Below are 13,076 nucleotides of genomic sequence, written 5' to 3' on the forward strand. Positions count from 1 at the left end.
GGGCTGCCCCTCCACCACCGCCTTCGGCGGCGGTCCCCCTCCCAGAGACAAGCTCGGGGAGGAATTTAGCGGTCAATGACTCTTCCCGCCTTTTTTCCCCAGCTCCGCCTGCGCGGCGCTGGATTTGCGCGGGTTGCTCTTGCCTTCCTTCGCGGCCTTCGCATTCGCCCGCTGGGCCGTCGCGCTGCCGTTACCCTTCTTGTCCGCCATCGGTCTTGCTCCTCTCGGAGAGGTAATAGCGATCGGTGGGCTTCAGTTCCGCGTCGAGTTCGTAAACGATCGGCTGGCCAGTCGGAATCTCGAGGCCGGTAATGTCGGCGTCCGAGATGTTCGACAGATGCTTCTCCAGCGCGCGCAGCGAATTGCCGTGGGCGGCGATCAGCACGCGCTTGCCGGCCTTCAGTTCGGGCGCGATCCGTTCGTTCCAATAGGGCAGGACGCGCGCGATAGTGTCCTTGAGACTTTCGGTCTGCGGGATCGGAATGCCCTTGTAGCGCTCTTCCTTCGACAGGTCATAAGCCGACCCTTCCGCAGGCAGGGGCGGGGGGATGTCGAAGCTGCGGCGCCAGATCTTCACCTGCTCGTCGCCGTGCAGCGCCGCGGTCTCCGCCTTGTCGAGGCCGGTCAGGCCGCCATAATGGCGCTCGTTCAGCTTCCATGATTTTTCGGTCGGCAGCCACAGCCGCCCCATCGCCTCAAGCGCCAGGTTCAGCGTCTTGATCGCGCGGGTCTGGAAGCTGGTGAAGGTCAGGTCGAAATCGAGCCCCGCCGCCTTCATCGCCTCGCCTGCCGCCCACGCCTCGCGCTCGCCCTGTTCGGTCAGGTCGACGTCCCACCAACCGGTGAAGCGGTTCTCCAGATTCCACGCCGACTGGCCGTGGCGGATGAGGACGAGCGTGGGCATGCGGGGCACTCCTTGGGGTGTAGATAAGTCCTCCCCCAGCTTGCTGGGGGAGGGGGACCGCCCGGCGAAGCCGGGTGGTGGAGGGGCGGCGCGGCACGCGCCGGGCGCCGCCAGCCCCTCCACCATCGCTACCGCGATGGTCCCCCTCCCCGAGACAAGCTCGGGGAGGAATTGAAACCGTCAGATCTCGTCGATCATGTCGGCCAGCGTTTCCAGGCACGCGACCGCCAGCATCTTCGACCGTTCGCCGTCCCAGCCATGCAGCGGATCGGCGTTCGCATCATGATCCTTGAACGGCATTTCCAGCGTCATGGCCACGGCTCCGAACCGCTCGGCCAGCTGGTTGGTCGACATGCTGAGATTCGCCTGGCCGGGAGCGGCCTTGTCATAGCCCTTGGCGGTCTGGAAATCGGGCGTCCGCGCTTCCAGCCGGCGGCCGAAGTCGGTGAACTTGGCGCCCAGCGCATCGGTCCAGGACGGAATACCTTCGAACCCGGCGATGAAATTGGCCGGGATCGCCTCGTCGCCATGAACGTCCATCGCGAAATCGACGCCGGTTTCGTCCATGGCGCCCAGCACGCACAGCACTTCCGGGCTCTTGTCCGCGCTCGGCGCATGCCATTCGCGGTTGAGGTTCACGCCCGCCGCATTGGTGCGCAGGTGGCCGCGGAACGAACCATCCGGGTTCATGTTCGGCACAAGGTGGAAGGTCGCCTTCTCGCGCAGCGCCTGCGCGACAGCGTTGTCGCCATCGGTCAGCATCTCGACCGCGCCTTCCATCCACCATTCGGCCATCGGTTCACCCGGGTGCTGCCGGGCGTAGAGCCACACCTGCTTCGGTCCCGTGCCCAGCGTCAGGCAGTCGATCGCACGGCCGTCCAGGCTTTGGCCGAGTTCGCGGTGCGTGACGCCGGGTGCGAGTGCGGCCTCCGCCACCAGCGCGTCATGACGATCGAGCGTATAGGGCTGGAAATAGGCGAACCAGGCGAGTTCGGTGTCGAAGTGATGCGTCCAGGTCAGCACGCCATCGGTGTAGCTGGTATCGTCGGCGACGACCCAGTCGAGCCGATCGGTCGACACGCGGGTCTGGTACCCCGGCCAGCCAAGCGGATAGGCCGACCCTTCGCAATTCTCGATTCGGAACGTCAGCGTCCGCCCCCGTGCGCCGGCGACGCGAAAGTGGAACCATTGATAGAAATCGGAAAGGTGATCGTTCGGGATTTCCAGGCGAACGACGTCGCCGTCGATCCCGACGACACGAATGGCGCCGCTGTCGAAAGCGGCCGAAACGGTGATGGTCATTTCACCGTGGTAGTAATTCCCGACTCTCCGGGGAACCCCCGAAACAGCGCATTCGCCATTCGACCTGCCGTTACGGCAGGCTGCTCGTCCGGGCCCGACAGGCTCGGCCGTTGGGCGCGACCTTCCCACACGATCGTCCCGTCGCTGCGCCGCTTGAGCTGGACCGCGAGTTCGGTCGAATAGGCCTGCAGCGTCTTGCTGCCGATCCCGGTGCTGACGCCGCCGCCCAGGCCGACGCCGCCACCGCGTCCACCGCCGAAGCTGCCGCCGCCGATGCCGATCGAGAAGCGCGGGGGCGTGCGGACCTCGCCCTGCGACACGCGGGTGAAGCCGACCGCGGCAAAATATTGCGACGGCGTGCCCGCCGGGGCGGGGGTGAAGCCCAGGCGCGCGAGTTCGGCTGCGACCGCATCGGCATACATCTGATATTCGGGGCTGACCTGCACCGCGCCGCTGATCGGCTCGACCGCAACGGTACCCGGCGCGATCGGCTGGCCGAGGTGATACCGCACGACGTCGGTCGGGCCGCTGCGGGGACCGGTCGTCGCACAGGCGGACACCGCGAGGACGACGGGGGCGAGAAGGGCGATTTTTTTCATCATGGTACGCTCACCAACAAGCCCGAAGGCGCGCCAAAGTTCCGTGCGAGGGCGGTGGCCAGTTTGCGCGCGACCGTCGCCGGGTCGCCGTCGCGCGTGCCGGTGACGCCATAGGTGACCGCGCGCCCCTCCCACACCGGAGCCGATTCGCCGCGTCGGGTGATGGTCAGTGTCATCGTCGTCTCTACCATCGTGCCGACATTCATCTTGCCGCCACCCAGCGCGATCGACACGCCGGCGCCGACACCGTTGACCCCGCCCGGCATGCCGATCGCCGGATTCTTCGCGCCCTTCGCCAGCGCCGAGCCCTTGGCATAGCGGGTGACGGCGTATCGCGCGACGTGCCGGGCATTCTGGGCCGACGGGATGACGGTGAAGCCGGCATCGATCAGCGCGCCCTCCACCGCCTCGGTCGTGGCGACGTCCATCGTCGCCGTGGCGCGATCCCGGGCCACCGCGGGGCGCACGACTCCGATCGTCCCGCCGGGCACGAAGGCGGTATCGGCCATGACGGCAGGCTGCGATGCGAGGAGGGCCGTGACGACCGCGCTGGCGAATGGCATAAGCTGTTTCGGCTTCCTGAAGTAGCGCGAGGACCCGGACGCCTGCGGGTACACCCGCTTCGTCCTTGACTTCGCCGACCCCCGCTTATAGGCGGGCGCCTCATTTTTCCGAAACCATCAAATTAAAGAAGCGGCCAGCACGCCATGAAGATCGTCAACTCGCTCAAGTCCCTCAAGGACCGTCACCGGGACAACCGCGTGATCCGTCGTCGCGGCCGTATCTACGTCATCAACAAGACGAATCGCCGCTTCAAGGCGCGTCAGGGCTAAGGCCGCGGGATTAGCGGCGCTAATCCCCGCAAAGCCGAAAGCCCGGCCGGCGGCGCCAAGAGCGCCGACCGACGACACCGAATTCGCTTCGGTGTCGGCTCCCGCCAGGAAGCATAAAGATGACCATGCCGCCGAACACCGTCATCTTCGACGTCGGCAAGGTCCTCTACGACTGGAACCCGCGGTTCCTGTACGAGCGTCTCATTCCCGAGGGTGAGGCGCTCGACGCGTTTCTGCGCGACGTGCTGACGATGGAATGGCATTTCCAGCACGACGCCGGTCGTCCGTTCGCCGAAACCTCGGTCGAACTCGTCGCCAGGTTCCCGCAACATGCCGACCTGATCGGCCATTGGGGCCCGCGCTTCCTCGAATCGATCGGCGCGCCGATCCCTGGCATGCACGAACTGGTCGCCGATCTCGATGCGGTCGGCGTGCCGCTCTACGCGATCACCAATTTCTCCGGTGAATTCTTCCCCGAACTGCGTGCGCGCGACGCCTTCCTGTTCGATCGCTTCCGCGACATCGTCGTGTCGGGCGACGAGAAACTGGTGAAGCCCGATCCCGCCATCTACCGCCTGGCGCTCGACCGCTTCGGGGTTACGGCGGAGCAGGCGGTGTTCGTCGACGACAATGCGGCGAACGTGGCAAGCGCGGCAAGGCTCGGCATCCACGCGATCCTGTTCGAGGACGAACCGAAGCTGCGTACCGAACTGCGCGGGCTGGGGTTTGGAATCTAAACAATCCTCCCTTTGAAGGGGAGGGGGCAGGCCGCAGGCCTGACGGAGGGGTGTCCCGCTTTCCGGATAGGGTGACACCCCTCCGTCGCGCGTGTCGCGCGCCACCTCCCCTTGCAGGGGAGGATTAGCTGTCACCTCAGTTCCTTCTCCATCCGCACCATCGGCACCGGCGCGATACCGTCCGCTTCCACCATCACCGCCTCGATCGCGCCATAGCCGCACGCCCGGTACAGCGGCTCGCCCGACAGCGTGGCCATCAACTCGACGCGGGTGAAGCCTGCCGCGCGCGCCGCGTCCTCGCAGGTCTGGAGCATCCGGCGCCCGATCCCGCGGCGGGCACGGTCGGGGTCGGTGTACATCGCGCGGACCTTCGCCGGCTCGGTCGCGGGGTCGAGCAGTCGCGCCTCCCGCGCGATCGCACTGGCGTCACCGCCGAACAGCGTCGCCCGGCGGCTCCACCCACCGCAGCCGATGATGGCACCGCTCTCCTCGATCACGAAATAGGTGCGGTCGGCGATCAGCTGCGTATCCAGCCCCATGAAATGCCGGCTCGCCGCCAGCTGTGCCGGCGTCAGGAAGGCGCGCTGCAGAGCGTCCGACGCGCGGGCCATCAGGTCGGCGATCGCGGGGATATCGGTTTCGGTGGCGAGGCGCGGCGTCATGTGCCGTTCCGTACCAGCAACGACGGTATCATTCGACACCGATCAATGGCTCGGATAAACGGGTCGAATGTCCGATACGCCTGATACCCCGTTGCTCGACACGGTGAACACGCCGGCCGACCTGCGAAAGCTCGCTCCCAAGCAGTTGAGACAGCTTGCCGATGAACTCCGTGCTGAGACGATTTCCGCCGTCGGCCAGACCGGCGGGCACCTCGGTTCCGGGCTCGGCGTGGTCGAGCTGACGGTCGCGATCCACTACGTCTTCAACACGCCCGACGACCGGCTGATCTGGGACGTCGGCCACCAATGCTATCCGCACAAGATCCTGACCGGCCGCCGCGACCGCATCCGCACGCTGCGCCAGGGCGGGGGGCTGAGCGGCTTCACCAAGCGCAGCGAAAGCGAATATGACCCGTTCGGCGCGGCACATTCGTCGACGTCGATTTCGGCGGCGCTGGGCTTCGCCATCGCCAACAAGCTGACCGATTCGCCGGGCAAGGCGATCGCCGTGATCGGCGACGGGTCGATGTCGGCGGGCATGGCGTACGAGGCGATGAACAATGCCGAGGCCGCGGGCAACCGGCTGGTCGTCATCCTGAACGACAACGACATGTCGATCGCACCGCCGGTGGGCGGGCTGTCGGCCTATCTCGCGCGGATGGTGTCGAGCAGCGAGTATCTCGGCCTGCGCAGCCTCGCCTCGAAGCTGACGTCGAAGCTGTCCAAGCGCGTGCACAAGACCGCGTCGAAGGTCGAGGAATATGCCCGCGGCATGGCGACCGGCGGCACGCTCTTCGAGGAACTCGGCTTCTATTATGTCGGGCCGATCGACGGCCATAACCTCGAACATCTGATTCCGGTGCTGGAGAATGTCCGCGACGCGAAGGAGGGTCCGGTCCTGATTCACGTCGTGACGCAGAAGGGCAAGGGCTATGCCCCGGCCGAGAATTCGGCGGACAAATATCACGGTGTCCAGAAGTTCGACGTGATCACCGGTGCGCAGGCGAAGGCGCCGCCGGGGCCGCCGGCCTACCAGAACGTCTTCGGCGACGCGCTGGTAAAGGAGGCTGCAAGCGACCCGCGCATCGTCGCGATCACCGCTGCCATGCCCTCGGGCACCGGCGTCGATCGCTTCGCCAAGGCCTATCCCGACCGCGCGTTCGACGTCGGCATCGCCGAACAACATGCGGTGACCTTCGCCGCGGGGCTCGCCGCGCAGGGCATGCGCCCGTTCTGCGCGATCTATTCGACCTTCCTGCAACGCGCCTACGACCAGGTCGTCCACGATGTCGCGATTCAGAACCTGCCGGTGCGCTTTGCGATCGACCGTGCGGGACTGGTCGGCGCGGACGGCGCGACCCACGCGGGCAGCTTCGATGTGACGTATCTGGCGACGCTGCCGAACTTCGTCGTGATGTCCCCGGCGGACGAGGCCGAGCTGGTCCATATGACGCATACCGCGGTGTTGCACGACACGGGGCCGATCGCGGTTCGCTATCCGCGCGGCAACGGCACCGGCGTCACCCTGCCCGAGGTGCCGCAGCGCCTCGAGATCGGCAAGGGTCGGGTAGTGCGCGAGGGCAAGACCGTCGCCATCCTGTCGCTCGGCACGCGTCTGGCCGAGGCGCTGAAGGCTGCCGATGCGCTGGAGGCCAAGGGCCTGTCGACGACGGTCGCCGACCTGCGCTTTGCGAAACCCCTCGACGAGGACCTGATCCGCCGCCTGCTGACGACCCACGAAGTCGCAGTCACGATCGAGGAAGCCGCGGTCGGCGGTCTTGGCGCCCACGTCCTGACCTACGCCAGCGACGCGGGGTTGATCGACGCGGGGCTCAAGCTGCGCACGATGCGCCTCCCCGACGTATTCCAGGATCAGGACAAGCCGGAGCTGCAGTATGACGAGGCCAGGCTCAACGCCGCGCACATCGTCGATACGGTGCTGAAGGCACTGCGACACAATAGCGAAGGCGTGGCGGAGGCGCGGGCTTAACGTCGTTTGACGGCGGCCTTGTACACGGCGTTGCGGTCGCGTTTGCCGACCGCGACGACGATTACCGTGATCGTGCCGTCGTCAACGCGGTAGACCAGCCTGTAACCGGCCGCGCGAAGCTTGATCTTGTAGCAGTCCGCCATGCCGGACAGGCGGGCGGCCGGGACGTGTGGGTCGTCCAGTCGCTCGGCCAGCTTCTTCTTAAACTGGGCGCGGACATTCGCACCCAGCTTCTCCCATTCCTTCAGCGCGCTCGGCAGGAAGGCGAGGTCATAGCGCATCAAGCGCGACCAGCACCGGCGTCTCGTCGGAGCGGTCGCGAACGATCGCCGCAAGTTCGGCATCCTCTAGGCGCTCGATCATTTCGGCCCAGGCTTCGGCAGGGACCAAATAGGCCGATGCCTTGTTGCGGTTCAGGATCGCCACCGGAAAACCGCCGGCCGCGGCGATGGCGGCCGACGGGTTTTTCTTGAAATCGCTGATGCTGATGCTGGCGCCAGCGAGGATAGGGTCGATCATGACAAGAGCCTTTCAATGACCCATAAATAGGTCATATCGAGGCGTCAGGCAATCAACCGCCCCTTCGCCCACAGGAGCATCAGGTCCGGCCACAGATGCGCGGGCAGTCCTGCCGTCCGGCGGCCCCAACCGAAGCCGTGCCCGCCCTTTTCGAACAGGTGCATCTCGACCGGCACCCCGGCGCCGCGCGCGGCGGCGTGCAGGGCGAGGCTGTTGGCGACCTTCACCGTCGCATCGTCCTCGGCATGGATGATGAACAGCGGCGGCGTGTCCTTCGTCACCTGGCGGTCGGGGGAGTGTTCGATGACCATCGTCTCGGTCGCGTCCGCGCCGATCAGCTTGGCGCGCGATCCGGCGTGGGCCAGGTCCTCCTCCATCGACACGACCGGATAGATCGGCGCGGCGATCGTCGGGCGGGCGCTCAGCTGGTCCGCGGCATCGACCGGGGCGTAGACCGCGCGGCCGAACCGCGTCGCCAGGTCCGCGCAAAGGTGTCCGCCTGCGGAAAAGCCCATCGCGCCCACCCGCGCCGGATCGACCCCGAAGCGCGCCGCATTCGCCCGGATCAGCCGCATCGCGCGTTGCGCGTCGGCTAACGGCGTGTTCGCCGGGTCGCGCCACCCCTCCGCCGGCAGGCGATAGGTCAGCACGAACACGGTGATCCCACGCGCGGTCAGCCAGCGCGCCTGCTCGCGGCCTTCGTTGTCGCTCGACAGCCGCGTATAGCCGCCACCCGGCATCACCAGCATGGCAGCACCGTTCGCCTGGGCGGGCCGATACACGTCCATCCGCGGCTGGCGCACCCCCCACACCGCGCGGTCGGGCCGGGCGGGGTCCTGACTCCGGTTCTCGACCACCTCGGCCAGCGCGGCGTTGGTCAGCCCCGGCCCATCGCGACTGGGCCACAGATAGATCGTCTCGGGCGCCGATATGGGTGGGAGGGTCTGCGCCACCACACCCGCAGGCACGGCAGAGAGGGAGGCGGCGAGCAGGGTGCGGCGATCGATCGTCATCGCCGCAACCTGCCACGGATCACGACGCGGGGCGAGCCTCCACCGGTGCCGCCAGCCGCTGCGCGAGCAACGCGCGCCCTTCGTTCGGCGAATGCGCAAGACCGATATCGTCGATCAGCTCGGCGAGCAGCGCCTGCCCCTCCGCCCAATCGCCCACGCCACTCGCCGCGTTGATATGCCCTGCGCTGCCGGCGTCGACCAGATGACTGCCCCAGCCGCTCGCCAGCGCCTGTGCGCGCTCGAACCGAATCCACGGATCGTCGCGACTGGCCACCACGATCGACGGGAAGGGCAGCGGCGTCGTCGGCGCCGGTGCAAAGCCCGCCAGCTCGGGCGGCCCGTCATGGCGATCGACATCGGCCGGGGCGACGAGCAGAGCGCCGGCGACCGGCCAGCCGTAAGGCTGTGGCGACAGCGTCGCCCACCAGGCGATCGCGAGACAGCCGAGCGAATGGCCGACCAGTACCACCGGCGCCTGTGCGGTCCGGATCGCCTGATCGAGTTTCGTCACCCAGCTGTTGCGATGTGGCTTGTCCCACAGGCCCAGGTCGGCGCGCACGGTGTCGTCGCGTGCCGCCTCCCACAGGCTTTGCCAGTGGCTGGGCCCGGAGCCACCAAGGCCCGGCACGGTCAGGATGGTCGGGGACTGGTCTCGAAATTGCACCATGATGTCCTCCTCGTTGCGGGGCGGGGACGGTCGTGCGGCACCGGGAGCTGATGGCGCTGCACGACCGACTCCTCCCGAACGCAGAACTAATTCCTATCGTTCCGATGGACAATAGGCCGTGCGCCAGGACGATGGGCGGGTGAGGCGGTTCGAAGGGCGCCTGTCGCGCTTTCGCGAGGGCGCTACACGGCGGGCGTACGTGCGCTTGTCGCGCCGCCCCGGCTGCGGTTCTGCCGAAGCTCCATCAAGGCCCGTCCATGCCCCGGTCTTGGCGGGGAACGGCGCGAAAGATCGATCGCACGATGTTGCGCCGCCAGCCGAACCCACCTTCCCCCCCGCCTCAAGCCGTGGCAAAGGGCGGAACATATGCTGACCGCGCTTTCCATTCGCGACGTCGTGCTGATCGAGGCGCTCGACCTCGATTTCGCGCCCGGGCTGGGCGTGCTCACCGGCGAGACGGGGGCGGGCAAGTCGATCCTGCTCGATTCGCTGGGGCTGGCGCTGGGTGCGCGGGCGGACAGCGGCCTCGTCCGCCATGGCGCGGCGCAGGCGAGCGTCGCCGCCAGCTTCGACCTGCCGGCCGACCATCATCTGACGTCCGTTCTCGCCCAGAACGGCCTGGATATGGAGCCGGGCGAGCCGCTCGTCATTCGCCGCGTGGTAAAAGCCGATGGCGGCAGCCGCGCGTTCGTCGGCGGCCAGCCGGTGTCGGCGGCGCTATTGCGCGAACTCGGCGCCTATCTCGTCGAAATCCATGGCCAGCACGACGACCGCGGGCTGCTGGCGCCGGCCGGCCACCGCGCCTTGCTCGACGCCTTCGGCCGGATCGATGCCGGGACCTGCGCGATCGCCCACCGCGCGTGGCGCGATGCCGAAGCCGTGCTGGCCGCGGCGCGCGCCGAAATCGAGGCGGCGGCGCGCGACCGCGAATGGCTGGAACACGCGGTCGCCGAACTGGAGGCGCTCGCGCCCGAACCAGGCGAGGAGGAAACGCTCGCCGACCGTCGTCGCGGCATGCAGCGCGCGGAAAAGATCGCCGACGACTTGCGCGCCGTGGAGGCGTTCCTGACCGACGGCGACGGTGGCCTGTCCAAGTTGCGCCAGGCGGCCCGCGTGCTCGAACGTATCGCGCCCGATCACGAGGCGCTGGCCGAAGCACTCGCCGCGGTCGATCGCGCCGTGATCGAGGGCGCGGTGGCCGAGGATAAACTGGTCGAGGCGGCGCGCGAACTCTCGTTCGACCCGCGCGCACAGGAAGAGGACGAATCCCGTCTGTTCGACCTGCGCGGTATGGCGCGCAAACACCGTGTCCAGCCCGACGACCTGGCGGCGCTGACTGCGGAGCTGCGCGGCCGGCTCGACCGACTGGAAAGCGGCGAGGCCGGGCTCGCCAGGCTCGAGGCCGATGTCGCGGGGACCGAAGCGGCCTATGCCGCCGCCGCCGAAGCCCTGTCGGTGGCGCGAAGCAGCGCTGCCGAACGGCTCGATACCGCGGTCGCGACGGAATTCGCGCCGCTGAAGCTCGATGCGGCGCGCTTCCGCACCCTCGTCGAGCCTTTGCCGCGCGACAGTTGGGGCGCGCACGGCCGCGACCGCGTCGAATTCCTGGTTGCGACCAACCCCGGCGCGCCGTTCGGCTCACTGATGAAGATCGCCAGCGGCGGCGAATTGTCGCGCTTCATCCTGGCGCTGAAGGTTGCTCTGGCCGAAGAAGGCGGCGCGGAAACGCTGATCTTCGACGAAATCGACCGTGGGGTCGGCGGCGCGGTGGCGAGCGCGATCGGCGACCGCCTGTCGCGGCTGGCGAAGGGCGCGCAACTGCTGGTCGTGACCCACAGCCCCCAGGTCGCGGCGCGCGGCGACCAGCATCTGCTGATCGCCAAGAGCCACGACGGCACCGTGACCCGCACCGGTGTGCGCGTGCTCGACGCCGACGACCGCCGCGAGGAAATCGCGCGGATGCTGTCGGGCGCGGAGATCACCGCGGAAGCGCGGGCGCAAGCCGAGCGGCTGATCGCGGCGTAGCGGTATCCCTGTTCAACCGTCATCCCCGCAAAGGCGGGGATCAATTGGCGCGGGTCGTAGTAAGTCTCACGAAGGTCAGCCGGAATGGATTCCCGCCTCCGCGGGAATGACGGAAGAGGGGGCGGGCGGTCCCCGCTCTCAATTCACCGTTCCCCGGCGAAGGCCGGGGTCCAGGTACGATGCGTTCGCGGCGGTGCTACGCTCTACCGGCGTGTAACTGGGCCCCGGCCTTCGCCGGGTACAGGCAAGCCTGTCTTCCCCCTGGGCTCCCGCGGAGGCGGGAGCCCAGGGCTGCGGGCAGCTCGCTTGCGGCTCTAGGCTCCCGCCTCCGCGGGAGCATGGCGATGCTTTGATCGACACGAAAGCCAACCACCTTGCCATCCCGCACCGCCCATGCTCCACCGCACGCGATGACCGACAGCTACCGTTTCGATGCTTGGCACCTTGATGCGACCGACCGGCGGCTGACACGCGACGGTAGCCCGGTCGACGTCAACGCCCGCTATCTCGATGCGCTGGTGCTGCTGGTCCGTGAGAACGGCCGGCTGGTGACGAAGGACCGGTTTCTGGAGGAGGTCTGGCGCGGGGTGCCCGTCACCGACGAGGCGCTGACCCAGTGCATCAAGACGCTGCGTCGGACGCTGGGCGACGACGCGAGCCGCCCGCGCTTCATCGAAACGGTCCCCAAGCACGGCTATCGCTTCGTCGCCGCCGTCGCCGCGCCGGACGTGGTGGTCGCCGAAATCGGCTCGCCTGCGTCCTCGATCACTGCCGACGCCATCGGCGAGCGCCGCCGCGACGCGCTGCTGCTCGGCGGTGCGGGGACGGTCGGCGCGGGAATGGCGGGGCTTATCGGCGGCCTGATCTACGGATTTGCCGGCGCCGCGCAGCCGGTGTCGGCGGGGCCGGGGGCGGCATCGGTGTTGATCGTGATGCTGTGCCTGACGATCCTCATCGCGCTGCTCGGCGGGGTCGGGGTCGCGTTCGGCATCGCGCTGGCAACGCGCGCCGGGGACGCGCGCTGGCGCATTCTGGGCGGCGCAGTTGGCGGCATGGTCGTCGGCGCGTTCGTGAAGCTGCTGGGGATCGACGCGATCACGTTGCTGTTCGGGCGTTCGCCGGGGAATGTCACCGGCGCGCTCGAGGGGCTGGCGCTGGGCGCCGCGGTGGGCCTCGCGGCGTGGCTCGCGACCCGTATGGCGCTCCGCCGGGCGATTCTGGCGGCGGGGGTGATCGGCGGGCTGGCGGGCGCTGCGATCGTGGCGTCGGGCGGACGGATGTTCGCCGGCAGCCTGATGCTGTTGTCGGACGCGTTTCCGGGGTCGCGGATGCGTTTCGACGCGCTCCTGTCGCTAGCCGGCGACCGGCTCGGCCTTGCCGTGACCGGCGCATTCGAGGGCGGCCTGTTCGCCGCCTGTCTGGTCGCCGCGATCACGCTCGCCGAACGGACGCTGGCGGCGACCCGGCGGGAGCGGGCGGTCAGAACTTCAGCTTGAACCGTGCCATCGCCGCCGGCGCGGTGCCCATCAGCGTGCTCTTCTGCTCGGCCGCCACATCCAGTTTTCCTCCAAGCACATCGACCTCGGGCTTCAGAGGCTTTTCCGCAAACTGGCCCGGCGATACCGGTGGTGGCGACTTCGGCCGCGTGGCGCACACGATCACTTCGGCCTGTACGGCGGCGAAATCGATATCCCTGCACTCGGTGCGGGTTTTGACATTCGCCAGGTCGAAGGGCTGAGGCGGCGGGGTGATCGTGAGCACGGGCGTCGTTGCCTGGGCAAGCAGCAGAGTCGCGATCATGACGGGGATGAAACGACCCGATTGT

General features: G+C 68.1%; 16 protein-coding genes. 5 read left to right on the forward strand and 11 right to left on the reverse strand.

What is annotated here, in order from left to right; genetic code table 11:
• Positions 1 to 72: 72 nt before the first annotated feature.
• The 5 genes from JW805_03610 to JW805_03630 form a co-directional block, all read right to left on the reverse strand.
• The gene (locus JW805_03610; GenBank protein MBN2971102.1) at positions 73 to 210 is read right to left on the reverse strand and encodes a hypothetical protein; all 138 of its coding nucleotides are present in this window, start codon (positions 208 to 210) and stop codon (positions 73 to 75) included.
• Entirely contained in the window at positions 191 to 904 is a 714-nt protein-coding gene (gene gpmA / locus JW805_03615) for a 2,3-diphosphoglycerate-dependent phosphoglycerate mutase (protein ID MBN2971103.1), read from the reverse strand. The genes JW805_03610 and gpmA overlap by 20 nt, the downstream gene beginning before the upstream one ends.
• Positions 905 to 1,084: 180 nt before the next feature.
• On the reverse strand, positions 1,085 to 2,206 hold the full coding sequence (locus JW805_03620; GenBank protein MBN2971104.1) for a hypothetical protein: 1,122 nt from the start codon (positions 2,204 to 2,206) through the stop codon (positions 1,085 to 1,087).
• Positions 2,203 to 2,808: a DUF4136 domain-containing protein gene (locus JW805_03625; GenBank protein ID MBN2971105.1), complete on the reverse strand. Its 606-nt coding sequence runs from the start codon at positions 2,806 to 2,808 to the stop codon at positions 2,203 to 2,205. Before JW805_03625 ends, JW805_03620 begins: the two co-directional genes overlap by 4 nt.
• Positions 2,805 to 3,368, reverse strand: a complete 564-nt coding sequence (locus JW805_03630) for a hypothetical protein (GenBank protein MBN2971106.1) — start codon at positions 3,366 to 3,368, stop codon at positions 2,805 to 2,807. The genes JW805_03625 and JW805_03630 overlap by 4 nt, the downstream gene beginning before the upstream one ends.
• A 144-nt stretch (positions 3,369 to 3,512) precedes the next feature.
• Between JW805_03630 and ykgO the strand changes: the two genes are divergently transcribed.
• Entirely contained in the window at positions 3,513 to 3,638 is a 126-nt protein-coding gene (gene ykgO / locus JW805_03635) for a type B 50S ribosomal protein L36 (GenBank protein ID MBN2971107.1), read from the forward strand.
• A gap of 119 nt (positions 3,639 to 3,757) precedes the next feature.
• Positions 3,758 to 4,375 carry an HAD family phosphatase gene (locus tag JW805_03640; GenBank protein ID MBN2971108.1) on the forward strand — a complete coding sequence of 206 codons (618 nt, stop codon included), beginning with the start codon at positions 3,758 to 3,760 and terminating at the stop codon, positions 4,373 to 4,375.
• 131 nt (positions 4,376 to 4,506) lie between these two features.
• On the opposite strand, the gene JW805_03645 is transcribed toward JW805_03640, so the two are convergent.
• Positions 4,507 to 5,037, reverse strand: coding sequence for a GNAT family N-acetyltransferase (locus tag JW805_03645; GenBank protein MBN2971109.1), 531 nt, complete (start codon positions 5,035 to 5,037; stop codon positions 4,507 to 4,509).
• A gap of 67 nt (positions 5,038 to 5,104) precedes the next feature.
• On the opposite strand from JW805_03645, the gene JW805_03650 reads away from it, so the two are divergent.
• On the forward strand, positions 5,105 to 7,027 hold the full coding sequence (locus JW805_03650; GenBank protein MBN2971110.1) for a 1-deoxy-D-xylulose-5-phosphate synthase: 1,923 nt from the start codon (positions 5,105 to 5,107) through the stop codon (positions 7,025 to 7,027).
• Here JW805_03650 and JW805_03655 read toward each other — a convergent pair.
• The 4 genes from JW805_03655 to JW805_03670 are packed head-to-tail and all read right to left on the reverse strand — an operon-like array spanning position 7,024 to position 9,226.
• A complete protein-coding gene (locus tag JW805_03655) occupies positions 7,024 to 7,308 on the reverse strand; it encodes a type II toxin-antitoxin system RelE/ParE family toxin (GenBank protein ID MBN2971111.1) in 285 nt (94 codons plus the stop codon). The two genes, JW805_03650 and JW805_03655, sit on opposite strands and share 4 nt — an antisense overlap.
• Positions 7,298 to 7,546 (reverse strand): type II toxin-antitoxin system Phd/YefM family antitoxin, encoded by a 249-nt coding sequence (locus JW805_03660; GenBank protein MBN2971112.1) that lies wholly within the window; start codon positions 7,544 to 7,546, stop codon positions 7,298 to 7,300. The genes JW805_03655 and JW805_03660 overlap by 11 nt, the downstream gene beginning before the upstream one ends.
• Before the next feature lie 44 nt (positions 7,547 to 7,590).
• Positions 7,591 to 8,559 (reverse strand): alpha/beta hydrolase, encoded by a 969-nt coding sequence (locus JW805_03665; GenBank protein ID MBN2971113.1) that lies wholly within the window; start codon positions 8,557 to 8,559, stop codon positions 7,591 to 7,593.
• Positions 8,560 to 8,578: 19 nt separating this feature from the next.
• Positions 8,579 to 9,226, reverse strand: a complete 648-nt coding sequence (locus tag JW805_03670) for an alpha/beta hydrolase (protein ID MBN2971114.1) — start codon at positions 9,224 to 9,226, stop codon at positions 8,579 to 8,581.
• A 366-nt stretch (positions 9,227 to 9,592) separates the two neighbouring features.
• On the opposite strand from JW805_03670, the gene recN reads away from it, so the two are divergent.
• Both recN and JW805_03680 read left to right on the forward strand, forming a co-directional pair.
• On the forward strand, positions 9,593 to 11,251 hold the full coding sequence (gene recN / locus JW805_03675; protein ID MBN2971115.1) for a DNA repair protein RecN: 1,659 nt from the start codon (positions 9,593 to 9,595) through the stop codon (positions 11,249 to 11,251).
• Positions 11,252 to 11,625: 374 nt separating this feature from the next.
• Complete coding sequence (locus JW805_03680) at positions 11,626 to 12,747, forward strand: transcriptional regulator (protein ID MBN2971116.1); 1,122 nt, start codon at positions 11,626 to 11,628, stop codon at positions 12,745 to 12,747.
• On the opposite strand, the gene JW805_03685 is transcribed toward JW805_03680, so the two are convergent.
• The gene (locus tag JW805_03685) at positions 12,731 to 13,051 is read right to left on the reverse strand and encodes a hypothetical protein (GenBank protein MBN2971117.1); all 321 of its coding nucleotides are present in this window, start codon (positions 13,049 to 13,051) and stop codon (positions 12,731 to 12,733) included. The genes JW805_03680 and JW805_03685 overlap by 17 nt on opposite strands.
• Positions 13,052 to 13,076 lie beyond the last annotated feature (25 nt).

Source organism: Roseomonas aeriglobus (assembly GCA_016937575.1).
GTDB lineage: Bacteria > Pseudomonadota > Alphaproteobacteria > Sphingomonadales > Sphingomonadaceae > Sphingomonas > Sphingomonas aerigloba.

Excerpts from the sequence above, each read along its gene's own strand:
- JW805_03610 (MBN2971102.1), bottom strand. The coding sequence starts at position 210 with ATGGCGGACAAGAAGGGTAACGGCAGCGCGACGGCCCAGCGGGCGAAT.
- gpmA (MBN2971103.1), bottom strand. The coding sequence starts at position 904 with ATGCCCACGCTCGTCCTCATCCGCCACGGCCAGTCGGCGTGGAATCTG.
- JW805_03620 (MBN2971104.1), bottom strand. The coding sequence starts at position 2,206 with ATGACCATCACCGTTTCGGCCGCTTTCGACAGCGGCGCCATTCGTGTC.
- JW805_03625 (MBN2971105.1), bottom strand. The coding sequence starts at position 2,808 with ATGATGAAAAAAATCGCCCTTCTCGCCCCCGTCGTCCTCGCGGTGTCC.
- JW805_03630 (MBN2971106.1), bottom strand. The coding sequence starts at position 3,368 with ATGCCATTCGCCAGCGCGGTCGTCACGGCCCTCCTCGCATCGCAGCCT.
- ykgO (MBN2971107.1), top strand. The coding sequence starts at position 3,513 with ATGAAGATCGTCAACTCGCTCAAGTCCCTCAAGGACCGTCACCGGGAC.
- JW805_03640 (MBN2971108.1), top strand. The coding sequence starts at position 3,758 with ATGACCATGCCGCCGAACACCGTCATCTTCGACGTCGGCAAGGTCCTC.
- JW805_03645 (MBN2971109.1), bottom strand. The coding sequence starts at position 5,037 with ATGACGCCGCGCCTCGCCACCGAAACCGATATCCCCGCGATCGCCGAC.
- JW805_03650 (MBN2971110.1), top strand. The coding sequence starts at position 5,105 with ATGTCCGATACGCCTGATACCCCGTTGCTCGACACGGTGAACACGCCG.
- JW805_03655 (MBN2971111.1), bottom strand. The coding sequence starts at position 7,308 with ATGCGCTATGACCTCGCCTTCCTGCCGAGCGCGCTGAAGGAATGGGAG.
- JW805_03660 (MBN2971112.1), bottom strand. The coding sequence starts at position 7,546 with ATGATCGACCCTATCCTCGCTGGCGCCAGCATCAGCATCAGCGATTTC.
- JW805_03665 (MBN2971113.1), bottom strand. The coding sequence starts at position 8,559 with ATGACGATCGATCGCCGCACCCTGCTCGCCGCCTCCCTCTCTGCCGTG.
- JW805_03670 (MBN2971114.1), bottom strand. The coding sequence starts at position 9,226 with ATGGTGCAATTTCGAGACCAGTCCCCGACCATCCTGACCGTGCCGGGC.
- recN (MBN2971115.1), top strand. The coding sequence starts at position 9,593 with ATGCTGACCGCGCTTTCCATTCGCGACGTCGTGCTGATCGAGGCGCTC.
- JW805_03685 (MBN2971117.1), bottom strand. The coding sequence starts at position 13,051 with ATGATCGCGACTCTGCTGCTTGCCCAGGCAACGACGCCCGTGCTCACG.